Source organism: Pseudomonas sp. YH-1 (assembly GCF_051990045.1).
Lineage (GTDB): Bacteria > Pseudomonadota > Gammaproteobacteria > Pseudomonadales > Pseudomonadaceae > Pseudomonas > Pseudomonas nicosulfuronedens.
Map to the genome: position 1 here is coordinate 6,646,517 of NZ_CP178184.1, position 14,411 is coordinate 6,660,927.

At 65.9% G+C, this 14,411-nt stretch carries 13 protein-coding genes; 5 read left to right on the top strand and 8 right to left on the bottom strand.

Annotated features, from left to right (window positions below; translation table 11 throughout):
* Positions 1–168 precede the first annotated feature (168 nt).
* Positions 169–1,191, bottom strand: a complete 1,023-nt coding sequence (gene hemH / locus ACKI1H_RS30815) for a ferrochelatase (protein WP_440467296.1) — start codon at positions 1,189–1,191, stop codon at positions 169–171.
* A 120-nt stretch (positions 1,192–1,311) separates the two neighbouring features.
* Complete coding sequence (locus tag ACKI1H_RS30820; protein WP_440467297.1) at positions 1,312–2,217, bottom strand: TIGR01777 family oxidoreductase; 906 nt, start codon at positions 2,215–2,217, stop codon at positions 1,312–1,314.
* A gap of 276 nt (positions 2,218–2,493) precedes the next feature.
* Between ACKI1H_RS30820 and ACKI1H_RS30825 the strand changes: the two genes are divergently transcribed.
* The 4 genes from ACKI1H_RS30825 (at position 2,494) to phrB (ending at position 6,993) form a co-directional block, all read left to right on the top strand.
* Positions 2,494–3,477, top strand: a complete 984-nt coding sequence (locus ACKI1H_RS30825) for an NAD(P)/FAD-dependent oxidoreductase (protein ID WP_440467298.1) — start codon at positions 2,494–2,496, stop codon at positions 3,475–3,477.
* Between the two features lie 150 nt (positions 3,478–3,627).
* Positions 3,628–4,587 carry a YbgA family protein gene (locus ACKI1H_RS30830; RefSeq protein WP_440467299.1) on the top strand — a complete coding sequence of 320 codons (960 nt, stop codon included), beginning with the start codon at positions 3,628–3,630 and terminating at the stop codon, positions 4,585–4,587.
* 31 nt (positions 4,588–4,618) lie between these two features.
* Positions 4,619–5,569, top strand: coding sequence for a MerR family transcriptional regulator (locus tag ACKI1H_RS30835; protein ID WP_440467300.1), 951 nt, complete (start codon positions 4,619–4,621; stop codon positions 5,567–5,569).
* Positions 5,566–6,993, top strand: coding sequence for a deoxyribodipyrimidine photo-lyase (phrB, locus tag ACKI1H_RS30840; protein ID WP_440467301.1), 1,428 nt, complete (start codon positions 5,566–5,568; stop codon positions 6,991–6,993). The genes ACKI1H_RS30835 and phrB overlap by 4 nt, the downstream gene beginning before the upstream one ends.
* A gap of 139 nt (positions 6,994–7,132) precedes the next feature.
* On the opposite strand, the gene ACKI1H_RS30845 is transcribed toward phrB, so the two are convergent.
* The 6 genes from ACKI1H_RS30845 to hemA all read right to left on the bottom strand — a co-directional run bounded on the left by ACKI1H_RS30845 (position 7,133) and on the right by hemA (position 12,496).
* Positions 7,133–7,654, bottom strand: coding sequence for an acyloxyacyl hydrolase (locus ACKI1H_RS30845; protein ID WP_138522360.1), 522 nt, complete (start codon positions 7,652–7,654; stop codon positions 7,133–7,135).
* A gap of 113 nt (positions 7,655–7,767) precedes the next feature.
* A complete protein-coding gene (gene murI / locus ACKI1H_RS30850; RefSeq protein WP_138522362.1) occupies positions 7,768–8,562 on the bottom strand; it encodes a glutamate racemase in 795 nt (264 codons plus the stop codon).
* A complete protein-coding gene (locus ACKI1H_RS30855) occupies positions 8,555–9,310 on the bottom strand; it encodes a molybdopterin-synthase adenylyltransferase MoeB (RefSeq protein WP_440467302.1) in 756 nt (251 codons plus the stop codon). The genes murI and ACKI1H_RS30855 overlap by 8 nt, the downstream gene beginning before the upstream one ends.
* Positions 9,304–10,134 (bottom strand): peptide chain release factor N(5)-glutamine methyltransferase, encoded by an 831-nt coding sequence (gene prmC / locus ACKI1H_RS30860; RefSeq protein WP_138522366.1) that lies wholly within the window; start codon positions 10,132–10,134, stop codon positions 9,304–9,306. Before prmC ends, ACKI1H_RS30855 begins: the two co-directional genes overlap by 7 nt.
* Positions 10,135–10,148: 14 nt before the next feature.
* Positions 10,149–11,231, bottom strand: a complete 1,083-nt coding sequence (gene prfA / locus ACKI1H_RS30865; protein WP_138215893.1) for a peptide chain release factor 1 — start codon at positions 11,229–11,231, stop codon at positions 10,149–10,151.
* Complete coding sequence (gene hemA, locus ACKI1H_RS30870; protein ID WP_138522368.1) at positions 11,228–12,496, bottom strand: glutamyl-tRNA reductase; 1,269 nt, start codon at positions 12,494–12,496, stop codon at positions 11,228–11,230. Before hemA ends, prfA begins: the two co-directional genes overlap by 4 nt.
* A 146-nt stretch (positions 12,497–12,642) precedes the next feature.
* Between hemA and ACKI1H_RS30875 the strand changes: the two genes are divergently transcribed.
* Positions 12,643–14,409: a tetratricopeptide repeat protein gene (locus ACKI1H_RS30875; RefSeq protein ID WP_171049476.1), complete on the top strand. Its 1,767-nt coding sequence runs from the start codon at positions 12,643–12,645 to the stop codon at positions 14,407–14,409.
* Positions 14,410–14,411 lie beyond the last annotated feature (2 nt).

Genomic DNA, 14,411 nt, shown 5'->3' on the forward strand with positions numbered 1-14,411 from the left:
CCGTTGACTGATGAACGGGTGGTCAGGGATTGGATGGAGGGTTTCCTGTAGGAGCGAGCAAGCTCGCTCCTCCAAAGTGCCGCACTTTTGTGTAGGGCGCATAAAGCGGAACGCTTTATCCGCCGTGGCGGATAACGCTTGAGGCGTTATTCGCCCGACATGACGGGTTCAAACCGCAGCAGGCGTCCGCTCGCACAGCTTCGCCAGCGCCCGCGCCCACAGCTCCTGGTCATTCAGGCACGGCACCAGCACCAGCTCGTCCCCACCCGCCGCGCGGAACTGCTCGTTGCCGCGCTGGCCGATCTCTTCCAGCGTCTCGATGCAGTCGGCGACGAAGGCCGGGCACATCACCAGCAGGCGCTTCACACCCTGCTTGCCGAGCTTGTCCAGTTGCGCCTCGGTGTAGGGTTCGATCCATTTGTTGCGGCCCAGGCGCGACTGGAAGGATACCGACCAGCGTCCGTCCTGCAGGCCGGCGCCAGCGGCGAAGTCTTCGGCCGTGCGCAGGCACTGGCTGCGGTAACAGACGGCCAGGACGTCCTCGTGTACACCCCGGCTGGAGCTGGCGGTAAGGTCGTGGCTCTTGTCCTTCACCAACTTGCGGATGTGCGACTCGGGCAGGCCGTGGAAGCTCAGCAGCAGGTGATCGTAGGGTTGCTCCAGATACGGCTTGACGCTGTCCACCAGCGCCTGGCGGTACTCGGGCTCGGCGTAGAACGGCGGCAGCACCTTCAGCTCCAGCTTGAGGTTGTGCTCACGCATTACCCGGCGGGCTTCCTCGATGGCGGTGGTAGTGGTGCTGTCGGCGAACTGCGGGTAGAGCGGTGCAAAGGTCACCTGGGTGATGCCCTGCTGGCTCAGGCGCAGCAGCGCCTTTTCAATCGACGGCTCGCCATAGCGCATGCCCAGTTCCACCGGGCCGTGTGGCCAGAACGGCCTGACGGCCTCCTGCAGACGGCGGCTCAGCACGATCAGCGGCGAGCCCTCCTCCCACCAGATCGACGCGTAGGCGTGGGCGGATTCCTCCGGGCGCTTGCGCAGCACCAGCGACACCAGCAGCCGGCGAATCGGCCACGGCAGGTCGATCACGTACGGGTCCATGAGGAACTGATCGAGGTAGCGTCGCACGTCCTCGACCTGGGTGGAGGCCGGTGATCCCAGGTTGACCAGCAGGAGGGCGTTTTGGGTCATGCAGTGTCCTTAAACCGGTACGGTAGGAGGTCGTCGTGCGGGCTGTGCAGTTTACACGCAGCCCGCGCTATCCAGAGCAGCCCGAGGCTGTTTCAGGGCTGTCGCCGATGTCGCAGGATCTCAGCGCTTTTCCTGCAACACATTGGCCAGCGCCTGCTTGAATTCCGGGAAGCGGAACTCGAAGCCGGCATCCAGCAGGCGGCGCGGCACGATGCGCTGGCCGCCCAGCAGCAGGGTCGACATCTCGCCCAGCAGCAGGCGCAAGGCAAAGCCCGGCACGGGCATCAGCGTGGGCCGGTGCAGCGCCTGGCCCAGCTCCTGGGTGAAGTCGCGGTTGCGCACCGGGTGCGGCGCGCACGCATTATAGGGACCCTCGGCGTCGGCCTTGCGCAAAAGAAAATCGATCAGGGCGATCTGGTCTTCTATATGGATCCACGACATCCACTGTCGACCATCCCCCAGCCGCCCACCGGCGCCCAGGCGGAACGGCGGCAGCAGGCGCTTGAGGAAGCCGCCCTCGGGCGCCAGCACCAGACCGGTGCGCACCAGGACCACGCGGATACCCAGTGCCTCGGCCTCGCGGGCGATCTGCTCCCAGGCCAGGCACAACTCGCTGGCGAAGTCCTCGCCGGCCGCCGCGCTGTTCTCTTCCAATGGACGCTCACCAGCATCGCCGTACCAGCCAACCGCCGAACCGTTGATCAGTACCGCCGGGCGCTGGCTGCGCCCCTCCAGCCAGCTCACCAGGCGTTCAGTCAGGCGCACCCGACTGTCCCACAGCAGGGCCTTGCGCCGTGCGCTCCAGGGCTTGTCGGCGATGGGTTCGCCGGCCAGGTTGACCACCGCATCCAACGGCCCGTCTCCGTAGGCCTCGAAGTCGGCGATGCCGCGCACCGTCTCACCGCAAAGCGAGGTGACGCGCTGCGGCTGGCGGCTCAGCACGGTGAGCTGGTGCCCTTGGGCGCTCCACTGGCGGCAGAGGCGGCGGCCGATCAGACCGGTACCGCCGGTCAAGAGAATATGCATGGCGAACTCCTTGTTGCGTTGTTCCACCTTCCATCAGTCTGGACGAGAGGGAGGCGATTGCATTGACACTCCCTCTACGGCGAGGTCTACGCTGTAAGTGCCGGAACCGAAGCCGGGCTCATTCCTGAATGAACCGATGCGGCGCCGAAGGTTCCGATGATCGGACTCCTATCGTTGACGAGCGCGAGCAACTGAAACGTAATTGTACAGATAGATTCGTTTGTACAAGAACCCTCCGCTCGTTACGCTGAAAGCAAACAGATTACGAGGCATGTCATGAGCGCCCCCATTGCCATCATTGGCACCGGTATCGCCGGACTCTCGGCCGCCCACGCCTTGCGCGATGCCGGACAAGTCGTCCAGCTGTTCGACAAGGGCCACGGCAGCGGCGGCCGGATGGCCAGCAAGCGCAGCGAAGCCGGTGCCCTGGATCTCGGTGCGCAGTACTTCACCGCCCGCGACCGGCGCTTTCTCGACGCGGTACAGAAGTGGCGCGAGCACGGCTGGGTCGCCGAATGGGACCCAGCGCTCTACCAATACCGCGACGGTGAACTGAGCCCTTCCCCCGACGAGCAACCGCGCTGGGTCGGTACCCCGCGCATGAGTGCGATCACCCGTGCGCTGCTGCAGGACCAGGTCGTCACCTTCACCTGCCGCATTACCGAGGTGTACCGCGGCGAGGAGCACTGGCACCTGCAGGACTCCGAAGGCCAGACCCACGGTCCCTTCAGCCGTGTACTGGTCGCAACGCCCGCGCCCCAGGCTGCGGCGTTGCTGGCCAGCGCGCCGAAGTTGGCCGCCGCCGCTGCAAGCATTCCCATGGAACCGACCTGGGCCGTCGCCCTGGCCTTCCGCGAACCGCTGGATACGCCCGTGCAGGGCTGTTTCGTGCATGAGGGACCGCTGTCCTGGCTGGCCAGCAACCACTCCAAGCCGGGCCGCGACGAACAACTGGATACCTGGGTACTGCACGCCGCCAGCGGCTGGAGCAAACAGCACATCGACCTGCCCAAGGAAAGCGTAATCGAGCACCTGCGCGGCGCCTTCGCCGAGCTGATCGGCTGCGCCGTCCACGCCCCCGACTTCGCCCTCGCTCACCGCTGGCTCTACGCCCACCCGATGGAAGCCCACCAGTTCGGCGCCCTCGCCGATGCTGACCTGGGCATCTACGCCTGCGGCGACTGGTGCCTCTCCGGCCGTGTCGAAGGCGCCTGGCTGAGCGGCCTGGAAGCCGCCCGCCGGCTGCTCGAACACCTCTGATCGGCCACGGCCCTCTCCCGGCGGAGAGGGCCCTCGAATCCCCGCGCCCGCGCCTTTCTTGTACAAGCCTTTGCACTTGTACAAGCCTGCGCCTATCCTTGCCGGTAGTTGTACAAATAAATTCACCTGTACAAGAAATCGGTCACTGTCATGCCCAACACCCCGTTACGTCCCAAGCTCGCCATCAGCGCCTGCCTGCTGGGCGAGCCGGTGCGCTACAACGGCGGACACAAGGCATCTCGCCTGTGCCTGGACGTCCTCAGCCGCTATTTCGACTTCGTTCCGGTGTGCCCGGAAGTCGCCATCGGCCTCGGCGTGCCGCGGCCGACCCTGCGCCTGGTCGGCGACCGCGATGACCCGAGAGCCCTGATCCAGCGCGAAGGCGGTCGCGATGTCAGCGAAGCCCTGCGCGAATTCGGCCGCAAGCAGGCCGGACTGCTGCAGGACATCTGCGGCTACATCCTCATGCAACAGTCACCCTCCTGCGGTCTGCAGCGCGTGAAGCTCTATCGCTTCGACGGCCAGCTGCGCCCGCCAGGTGTACGCGGGCTCTACGCGGAGGCCTTCTGCGCGGCACGCCCGGAGTTGCCGGTGGAAGAGGAAGGCCGGCTGAACGACCCAGTGATCCGCGAGAATTTCCTCACCCGCGTGTTCGCCTACGCCGCCTGGCAAAAGCTCTGCGAGAACGGCCTGACACGCCACGCGGTGATCGGCTTCCACTCCCGCTATAAGTACCAGTTGATGGCGCACAACCCGCGCCAGTACAGCGCCCTTGGCCAGCGCCTGGCGAAAATCGGCGAGCAACCGCTGGAAGACTTCGCTCCAGGCTACTTCCGCGAATTCATGCAAGCGCTGGGCACCTGTGCCACCCGTGGCACCCACAGCAACGTGTTGCAGCACCTGGCCGGTTATCTCAAGCACGACCTGCCGTCCACCGAGAAGGCCGAGATGCAGCGGCTGATCGACCAGTACCGCGAAGGCGTGATCCCGTTGGTGGTGCCGCTGACGCTGCTCAAGCACCACTTCCGCCTGCACCCCCACCCCTACATCGATGCCCAGGCCTACCTGCAACCCCACCCCGAAGACCTGAGCCTGCGCAATGCCATCTGACGTAGCCATCAGACGTACTGAAAGGAAGCCCATGAATCCCGACCACCCTCACCGCGAATCGGACGACGACTACCGTCAGGCCCTGGCCGAAGGCTGGCTGCCGATCCGCGAAGTCTCCCGGCGCACCGGCGTCAATCCGGTCACCCTGCGCGCCTGGGAGCGTCGTTACGGCCTGGTCGTGCCACAGCGCACGCCCAAGGGCCATCGCCTCTACTCCGAAGCGCAGATCGTACGCATCCAGGCCATCCTCACCTGGCTCGGGCGCGGCGTGGCGGTGAGCAAGATCCGCGCGTTGCTCGACGAAGACGCACCGCCACCGCCGGAAACCACCGCCTCACCCTGGGACGACCTGCGCCAGCAGTGCATCGCCGCCATCGGCCGGATCAACGAGCGCCAGCTGGACGAGCTGTTCAACGGCGCGCTGGCGATCTACCCCGCGCAAACCCTCTGCGAACAACTGATGCTACCGCTGCTGGAAGAGCTGGAGCGGCGCTGGCAGGGCCAGTTCGGCGCGCAGCTGGAACGGGTGTTCTTCCACACCTGGCTGCGCACCAAGTTCGGCACTCGCCTCTACCACCACAATCGCCAGCAACGCGGCGCCCCGCTGCTGCTGGTGAACCAGTCCGGCCTGCCACTGGAGCCGGGCCTGTGGCTCACTGCCTGGCTGGCCAGCAGTGCAGGCTGCCCGCTGGAAATCTTCGACTGGCCCTTGCCGCCCGGTGAACTGGCTCTGGCGGTGGAACGCCTGCAGCCGCGCGCCGTGCTGCTCTACTCCAGCCGCACGCTGAACCTGTTGCAGCTGCCCCGGTTGCTGGCCGGTGTCGACTGCCCGCGCCTGCTGGCAGGCCCTGCCACCGCCATCCACCCCGATGCGCTGCAGGAACTGGCCATCGCCGAACCGCCGCTGCACCTGGCCAGCGACCCGGTCGCCGCATTCAATCTCCTGCGCGAACTGCAGCTGCTCAGCGGGGAGGCCGCATGAAACGCCAACTCGTCTGGCTGCGCACCGACCTGCGCCTTCGCGACAACAGCGCCCTGCACGCGGCCGCCGAGCGCGGCCCGGTGATCGCCCTCTACCTGCTCAGCCCCGGCCAATGGCAGCGTCACGACGACGCGCCGTGCAAGGTCGACTTCTGGCTGCGCAACCTGCGCGAGCTGCGCACCAGCCTCGACCAGCTGTACATCCCGCTGCTGATCCGCACCGCGGAAAACTGGGACGATGCGCCGAAAGTCATCGCGCAACTCTGCCGCGAACTGGACATCGAGACGCTGCACGTCAACGAGGAATACGGCGTCAACGAAGCCGCCCGCGACGCCGCCGTGGCGAAGGCGCTGGCGTTAGACGGCATCCGCCTGCGCAGCCACCTCGACCAGCTGTTCTTCACCCCCGGCACCATCCTCACCAAGGGCGGCACCTACTTCCAGGTCTACAGCCAGTTCCGCAAGGTCTGCTACGAACGCCTGAACCTCGGCGTGCCCAGCCTCGTGCCGGCGCCCCGCGCGCAGCAGGCACTGGATATCGCCAGCGACGAGGTGCCCGGACAGGTGGAAGGCTTCGAGCCGCCGCCGGCCGAACTGAGCGAGCAATGGCCCGCCGGCGAGGAAGCCGCCCATGAGCGAGTGGAGCTGTTCACCGACGAAATCCTCAAGACCTACCAGGACACCCGCGACCTCCCGGCCCGCGACGGCACCAGTCGCCTCTCGCCGTACCTGGCCGCCGGCGTGCTGTCGCCCCGGCAGTGCCTGCATGCGGCGCTGGCGAACAACCATGGCGAGTTCGAGACCGGCAACAGCGGGGCAGTCAGCTGGATCAACGAGCTGCTCTGGCGCGAGTTCTACAAGCACATCCTGGTCGGCTTCCCACGCGTGAGCCGGCACCGCGCCTTCCGCAAGGACACCGAAAAGCTGAAGTGGCGCTACGACCAGAAAGACTTGGAAGACTGGCAGCAGGGCCGCACCGGCTTCCCCCTCATCGACGCCGCGATGCGCCAGTTGCTCGCCACCGGCTGGATGCACAACCGCCTGCGCATGGTGGTGGCGATGTTCCTTACCAAAAACCTGCTGATCGACTGGCGCGAAGGTGAACGCTGGTTCATGCGCCACCTGATCGACGGCGACCTTGCGGCGAACAACGGCGGCTGGCAATGGAGCGCCTCCACCGGCACCGACGCGGCGCCTTACTTCCGTATCTTCAATCCGATCTCGCAGTCCGAGCGCTTCGACCCGGACGGCCGCTTCATCCGACACTGGGTGCCGGAGCTGGCCAGGCTGCAGGGTCGGGCCCTGCACGATCCGTCGAAGCTCGGGCTGTTCGGCGCGGAAGGCTATCCGCAGCCGATGTGCGACCTCTCCGCCACCCGCGAGCGGGCGCTGGATGCCTTCAAGAGCCTGGCCGCCTCTGTCTGAGGCAACGGCTTTTCTGTAGGAGCGAGCTCGCCCGCGAACCGGTCGGGCGTGATTGCGAGCAAGCTCGCTCCTACACGTACCTTTCGACCACGCACAAAAAAGCCGGGCCCAGGGCCCGGCTTTCTTTGTCAGCGTTCTGTTACAGCGGATGCGTGTAATAGAGGCTGTAGGATTCGATGCCATCGTTCGGCTGGCTGATGCCGGCATTGGAGTAATGCATGGCACGCACGCCCAGGGCCTGACCCTCGCCGAAGCGCAGGCCGACGCCGAGGCGATCCTCGAAGTTGAAGGCGCCGCCCAGGTCCTGGTCGCCCACGCGGGAGCCACTGAACACGGCCACGCCGATACCGGCCTCGACGAAGGGTTTGACCTTCTCGCCGGAGAACTCGTAGACGAACACCGGGCTGAAGGACAGCGAGTGGCGGCCGCTGGCCTCGTCACCACCTTCCCAGTAGGTGTAGCCAGCGTCCCAGTAGCCGGTCAGACGACCCGTGGAGCTTTCCCACCAGCTCTTGTCCCAGTCGAAGCCCAGGCCCAGGCGGTAGGTCATGGTGTTCTGCCCGGTAAAGCCAACGGCGCCGGTCAGGCCAGCGGCCTGCGCGGGGACCAGATGCCCCAGAGTCAAAGCTGCCAAGGCAGCGAGCGAGAGTAGTTTCCTCATCGAAACATCCTTTATTAGAAAGCTGAATGAAAAATCCCCGCGAATAGCTGGCAATTATAAGGCCATTTGTCAGCATTCGCTGACAGACCAAAGTAGGTAGCTAGCTATTCTTTTCAGTCAGGAAAGAAACTGACGGCTTCGCCGGCACGCCAGAGCACCGGCAGTACGCGTTCAAAGCCTTCGACTGCACCGCTGGTCCATAGCTCAGTTTTTTTCGCCTGCCCTTCCGCCAAGATCCCCCGCACCTGCAACAGGCGCTCGAGTTGGCGAGCCACGGCGGCACCGGTATCGATCAGCGAGACGTCCGCAGGCACAAGCTCGCGCAGCAACGGGCGCAGGAAAGGGTAATGCGTGCAGCCGAGGATCAGCGTGTCGCAGCCTTCAGCCAGCAGCGGAGCAACGTAACCTTGCAGTAGTTCGCGAGTCTGCGGGCCGTCCAGGTCGCCCAGTTCGATGCGCTCCACCAGCCCTGGGCAAGGCTGGGTTATGACCCGCACATCATTGGCGAAGCGGTCCAGCAGTGCTGCGAAGCGTGCACTCTTGAGCGTGCCAGTCGTGGCCAGCACACCAACCACACCACTGCGGGTCGCTTCGGCCGCCGGCTTCACGGCCGGCTCCATGGCGACGATGGGCAACTGTGGATAGTGCTCACGCAGGTCCGCGGCGGCGGCAGCGGTGGCCGTATTGCAAGCCACCACCAGCGCCTTGGCGCCACGGGCCAGGAGAAACTCGGCGATGGCGCGGCAGCGCGCGCGGATGTACTCGGGGGTCTTCTCGCCATAGGGCACGTGGCCGCAGTCAGCGAGGTAGATCAGGGATTCGCGGGGAAGCCGCGCCCGGATTTCGTGGAGGACGCTGAGGCCGCCCACACCGGAATCGAACACGCCGATCGGCGCGGCATCAGCCATTCGTGGCTCCGCACACGGCGCACAGCGGATCGCGCTTGACCCGCAGCTCGCGGAAGCGTGTGCCGAGGGCATCGATCAGCAGCAGGCGGCCCACCAGCGGATCGCCGAAGCCGGCCAGCAGCTTCAACGCTTCCAAGGCCTGCAGGCTACCCACCAGCCCCACCAGCGGGCCAACCACGCCGGCCTCGCTGCAGGTCAGTTCGGCTTCGCTGCCGTGGCCATAGAGGCAGTGGTAGCACGGGCTTTCCTCGCGGCGCGGGTCGAACACCGAAAGCTGCCCTTCCAGGCGGATCGCCGCGCCGCTCACCAGCGGTTTCTTCGCAGCGACGCAGGCGGTGTTCACCGCTTCACGGGTGCCGAAGTTGTCGCAGCAGTCGAGTACCAGGTCGACGGCCGCCACGGCGGCGTCGAGGGAGTCGGCGTCCAGCGCCTGGCGATGGGCGACCAGCTTCACGTCCGGGTTCAGCGCGGTCAGGCGGGCGATGGCGGAGTCCACCTTGCCCACGCCGACGCTGTCGGTACCGTGGATGATCTGCCGCTGCAGGTTGGTCAGGTCGACCGTGTCGAAGTCCGCCAGGTGCAGCTCGCCGACGCCGGCAGCGGCCAGGTACAGCGCCACCGGGGCGCCGAGGCCACCGAGGCCGACGATCAGCACACGGCTGTCCTTCAGACGCAGTTGGCCTTCGACGTCGATCTGCGGCAGGAGGATCTGCCGGCTGTAACGCAAGAGTTCGTTGTCGGTCAGCATGTCCAGCGCCCCAGGCTGATGCGTTCGTGGCCGCCCAGGTCGCGACGGCTTTCCACAGCAGTAAAGCCACGACTGAGCAGCAGGTCGCGTACGGCATCCGGCTGATCGAAGCCATGTTCGAGCATCAGCCAACCACCGTTTTCCAGATGGCCCGGCGCCTGGTCGATGATCAGGCGGATGTCGTCCAGCCCATCCTGCCCGGAGACCAGTGCGCTCGAAGGCTCGAAGCGCACGTCGCCCTGTTTGAGGTGCGGGTCGGTACTGGGAATGTAGGGCGGGTTGCTGACGATCAGCGAGAAGCGCTCGCCCTCGACCGCCGAGAACCAGTGACTGGCGCGGAAGGCGACGTTGGCCAGGCGCAGGCGTTCGCGGTTGCGCTCGGCCAGGGCCACGGCCTCGGGAATGCGGTCGACGCCCAGCACCTGCCAGCTCAGGCGTTCGCACGCCAGCGCAAGGGCGATGGCGCCGGTACCGGTGCCCAGGTCCAGTACGCGCGACGGCGAGGCCGGCAGCAGCGCCAGCGCAGTTTCCACCAGCAGCTCGGTATCGGGGCGGGGAATCAGGGTGTGCGGCGCGACCTCCAGGTCCAGGCTCCAGAAACCCTGACGGCCCAGGATGTAGGCCACGGGCTCACCGGCCACTCGGCGGGCCAGGTAGCGGTCGTAGAGGTCATGGGCCTCGCGGCTGACCACGCGTTCGGGCCACGTCCGCAGGAAGCTGCGCGGCTTGCCCAGCGCGGCGGCGAGCAGCAGCTCGGCATCCAGGCGCGCACTGGGCGAGTCCGGCAGTTGCGCCTCGTTGAGCAGGGTCATGATGGTTGCCATGGTCTGTCGCTCTCTCAATCACCGAGCGCGGCCAACTGGTCGGCCTGGAACTCTTGCAGCAGCGGCTCGATGACTTGCTCGACCGCGCCTTCCATCACTTCACCCAGGGAATAGAGGGTGAGGTTGATGCGGTGGTCGGTCACCCGGCCCTGGGGGAAATTGTAGGTGCGGATACGCTCGGAGCGATCGCCCGAACCGACCAGCAGCTTGCGCGTGCTGGCGATCGCCTGCTGGGCCGCGGATTGCTGCTGGTCATTGAGCTTGGCCGCCAGCCAGGCCATGGCCTTGGCGCGGTTCTTGTGCTGCGAGCGCTCTTCCTGGCACTCGACCACGATGCCCGAGGGGATGTGCGTGATGCGCACCGCCGAGTCGGTCTTGTTCACGTGCTGGCCGCCAGCGCCGGAGGAGCGGTAGGTGTCCACGCGCAGATCGGCCGGGTTGATCTCGATGGCCGCCTGCTCATCTGGCTCGGGCAGCACCGCCACGGTGCACGCGGAGGTATGGATGCGCCCCTGGGACTCGGTGGCCGGCACGCGCTGTACGCGGTGGGCGCCGGATTCGAACTTGAGCTTGGCGTAGACGCTCTCGCCCTCGACGCGAGCAATCACCTCTTTATAGCCGCCGTGCTCGCCTTCATTTTCGGACATGATCTCCACGCGCCAGCCCTGCTTCTCGGCATAGCGCGAGTACATGCGGAACAAGTCGCCGGAGAAGATCGCCGCTTCGTCGCCGCCGGTGCCCGCGCGGATTTCCAGGAAGACGTTGCGGCCGTCATTGGGGTCCTTGGGCAGCAGCATGCGCTGCAGGCGATCCTCCAGGCCGACCAGCGCGGTCTTGGCCTCGGCGACTTCTTCCTCGGCCATTTCACGCAGGTCCGGGTCGCTGTCCTTGAGCAGCGCCTGGGCGCCCTCCAGGTCGGACTGCACCTTGCGGAACTCGCGGAAAGCGAGGATGACCGGCTCCACTTCCGCGTATTCACGGGAGTAGGCGCGGAACTTGGTCTGGTCGCTGATCACCTCGGCGTCGCCCAGCAGAGCGGTAAGCTCTTCGTAGCGGTCGCTGAGGATATCCAGCTTTTTCAGGAGGGACGCTTTCATCGCTTGTCAGTGCCCTCCTCGAGGGCGAACAGTTCCTGCGCGACGGCCAGCGCATCGATGCGGCCCTCGGCGGAGAGTTTTTTCATCTGCACGCTGGGGGCATGCAGCAATTTATTGGTCAGGCCACGGCTGAGCTGGGCGATGACTTCCATCGGGTCAGCGCCGTTGGCCAGCAGGCGCTGGGCCTTCTGGGTTTCCTCGTCACGCAGGCGCTCGGCCTGCTGGCGGTAAGCGCGCAGTACATCCACCGCGGCCAGCTCGCGCAGGCGCAGCATGAACTCGTGCACGCCATCGCCGACCAGTTCCTCGGCGGCCTGGGCGGCGCCCTGGCGGCTCTTGAGGTTTTCGGCGACTACTTCGTGAAGGTCATCGACGCTATAGAGGTAGACGTCTTCCAGCTCGCCAACCTCCGGCTCGATGTCACGCGGGACGGCGATATCGACCATGAACATCGGCTTGTGACGGCGCTGTTTCAGCGCGCGCTCCACCGCGCCCTTGCCGAGGATCGGCAACTGGCTGGCAGTGGAACTGATGACGATATCGCTGTTGACCAGCTCATCCGGCATGTCCGCCAGCAGGATGGCGCGGGCGCCGAACTGCTCGGCCAGCAGGCTGGCGCGCTCCAGGGTGCGGTTGGCGACCACGATGCGCTTCACGCCCTGCTCGTGCAGGTGACGGGCGACCAGGGTGATGGTCTCGCCGGCGCCGATCAGCAACGCCTGACTGCGGCTCAGGTCGCTGAAGATCTGCCGGGCCAGGCTGACCGCGGCGAAAGCCACGGACACCGGGTTCTCGCCAATGGCGGTGTCGGTACGCACGGTCTTGGCGGTGCTGAAGGTGGCCTGGAACAGGCGCCCCAGCATCGGCCCGACGGTGCCGGCCTCACGCGCTACCGCGTAGGCGGACTTCATCTGCCCGAGGATCTGCGGCTCGCCCAGCACCATGGAATCCAGGCCCGCCGCGACACGCATCATGTGGCGCACAGCTTCCTCATCCTGATGGACGTAGGCACAGGCGCGCAGGTCGTCGATCCCCAGGTTGTGGTAATCGGCCAGCCACGCCAGCACGTCGCCGGAGTCCGGATGCTCGATCTCCAGGTAGAGCTCGCTGCGGTTGCAGGTGGAGAGGATCGCGGCTTCGCGGCTGGAAGTCAGCCTGCACAGCAGCTGCAGGGCCTCGACCATCTGCTCGGGAGTAAAAGCCACGCGCTCGCGGACGGCCACGGACGCGGTCTTGTGGTTGATGCCGAGGGCAATGAAGGCCATGCAGAATCGCTGATGCTGATCGGAAAGCCCGCAATTGTCCTACTTAGCCTTGTGAAGGACAACCACCCGCGACGTATCGCACACTGCAAATCGCATAGAGGCCCGTAACGGGCGCTTGCCCATGGGATTGGCACTTTCCTTATGTCATGATGGTCCCATTTCGCAGGTCAGGCCCTCGTCCTTCCTCTATGAACAAGTCTCTTGCGCTGCTGACTGCTCTGCTGCTGCTCGGCGGCTGCCAGTCTCTTACACAGAAAAACACCGACAGTGCTTCCACGGAGAAGGACAAGACCGCGGCTGCGCAGAAGAATCAGAAGTACGGCTCCTTCAGCGAGGACACGATGTTCTCGCTGCTCACCGCCGAGATCGCCGGACAGCGCAACCGTTTCGATATCGCCCTCGCCAACTACGTCGAGCAGGCCAAGGAAACGCAGGACCCGGGAGTCGCCGAGCGCGCCTTCCGCATCGCCGAGTACCTGGGCGCCGACCAGGAAGCCCTGGACACCTCGCTGATCTGGGCCAAGGCCGCGCCGGACAACCTCGATGCCCAGCGCGCCGCTGCGATCCAGCTGGCGCGCACCGGCCAGTACGACGAATCCATGGTGTACATGGAGAAAGTCCTCAATGGACAGGGTGACACCCACTTCGACTTCCTCGCGCTATCGGCCGCCGAGACCGACCCGGACACCCGCGCCGGCCTGCTGCAGAGCTTCGACCGCCTGCTGAAGAAGTACCCCGACAACGGCCAGTTGCTGTTCGGCAAGGCCCTGCTGCTGCAGCAGGACGGTCGTCCGCAGGAGGCCCTGCACCTGCTGGAGGACAATTCCGCCAGCAAGCATGACGTCGCCCCTCTGCTGCTGCGCGCCCGCCTGCTGCAGAGCATGAAACGCAGCGACGAAGCGCTGCCGCTGCTCAAGAACGCCATCAAGGAACACCCGGACGACAAACGCGTCCACCTCGCCTACGCCCGCCTGCTGGTCGAACAGAACCGCCTGGAAGAGGCCAAGGCCGAGTTCTCCGCGCTGGTCGAGCAATTCCCCGATGATGACGACCTGCGTTTCTCCCTGGCGCTGGTCTGCCTCGAAGCCCAGGCCTGGGACGAGGCCAAGGTCTACTTGCAGGAACTGGTCGAGCGCGACAGCCATGTCGACTCCGCCCACTTCAACCTGGGCCGCCTGGCCGAGGAGCAGAAGGACCCGGAAACCGCGCTCAAGGAATACGCCCTCGTCGGTCCTGGCAACGACTTCCTCCCGGCCCAGTTGCGTTCGACCGAAATCCTGCTGGACCAGAAGCGCTATGACGACGCTTCGCGCCGCCTCGCCGAAACCCGCGCCCGCCAGCCGGACTACGCCATCCAGTTGTATCTGATCGAGGCGGAAGGCCTGTCCAACCGCGACCAGGTAGACCGCGCCTGGAGCGTCATCCAGCAGGGCCTCAAGCAGTTCCCGGATGACCTCAACCTGCTCTACACCCGCTCCATGCTCGCCGAGAAGCGCAACGACCTGGCGCAAATGGAGCAGGACCTGCGGCTGATCATCCAGCGCGAACCGGACAACGCCATGGCGCTCAACGCGCTGGGCTACACCCTGGCCGACCGCACCACCCGCTACAGCGAAGCCCGCGACCTGATCCAGAAGGCCCACTCGCTGAACCCGGACGACCCGGCGATCCTCGACAGCCTGGGCTGGGTGAATTACCGCCTGGGCAACCTCAGCGAAGCGGAAACCTACCTGCGCAAGGCGCTGGAACGCTTCCCCGACCACGAAGTGGCCGCGCACCTGGGCGAAGTACTCTGGGCCCAGGGCAAGCAGAGCGAAGCCCGCAAGGTCTGGGCCACCGCCCTGCAAAGCCAGCCTGACAGCGCCGTCCTGCGTGACACCATGCTGCGCCTGACCGGCTCCGGAACCCTCTGATT

Bases quoted from the DNA above. Each gene is read 5' to 3' on its own strand.
- ACKI1H_RS30845 (WP_138522360.1), bottom strand. From the start codon at position 7,654: ATGAGGAAACTACTCTCGCTCGCTGCCTTGGCAGCTTTGACTCTGGGG.
- prfA (WP_138215893.1), bottom strand. From the start codon at position 11,231: ATGAAAGCGTCCCTCCTGAAAAAGCTGGATATCCTCAGCGACCGCTAC.
- ACKI1H_RS30875 (WP_171049476.1), top strand. From the start codon at position 12,643: ATGATGGTCCCATTTCGCAGGTCAGGCCCTCGTCCTTCCTCTATGAAC.
- ACKI1H_RS30825 (WP_440467298.1), top strand. From the start codon at position 2,494: ATGAGCGCCCCCATTGCCATCATTGGCACCGGTATCGCCGGACTCTCG.
- murI (WP_138522362.1), bottom strand. From the start codon at position 8,562: ATGGCTGATGCCGCGCCGATCGGCGTGTTCGATTCCGGTGTGGGCGGC.
- ACKI1H_RS30835 (WP_440467300.1), top strand. From the start codon at position 4,619: ATGAATCCCGACCACCCTCACCGCGAATCGGACGACGACTACCGTCAG.
- hemA (WP_138522368.1), bottom strand. From the start codon at position 12,496: ATGGCCTTCATTGCCCTCGGCATCAACCACAAGACCGCGTCCGTGGCC.
- hemH (WP_440467296.1), bottom strand. From the start codon at position 1,191: ATGACCCAAAACGCCCTCCTGCTGGTCAACCTGGGATCACCGGCCTCC.
- phrB (WP_440467301.1), top strand. From the start codon at position 5,566: ATGAAACGCCAACTCGTCTGGCTGCGCACCGACCTGCGCCTTCGCGAC.
- ACKI1H_RS30820 (WP_440467297.1), bottom strand. From the start codon at position 2,217: ATGCATATTCTCTTGACCGGCGGTACCGGTCTGATCGGCCGCCGCCTC.
- ACKI1H_RS30830 (WP_440467299.1), top strand. From the start codon at position 3,628: ATGCCCAACACCCCGTTACGTCCCAAGCTCGCCATCAGCGCCTGCCTG.
- prmC (WP_138522366.1), bottom strand. From the start codon at position 10,134: ATGGCAACCATCATGACCCTGCTCAACGAGGCGCAACTGCCGGACTCG.
- ACKI1H_RS30855 (WP_440467302.1), bottom strand. From the start codon at position 9,310: ATGCTGACCGACAACGAACTCTTGCGTTACAGCCGGCAGATCCTCCTG.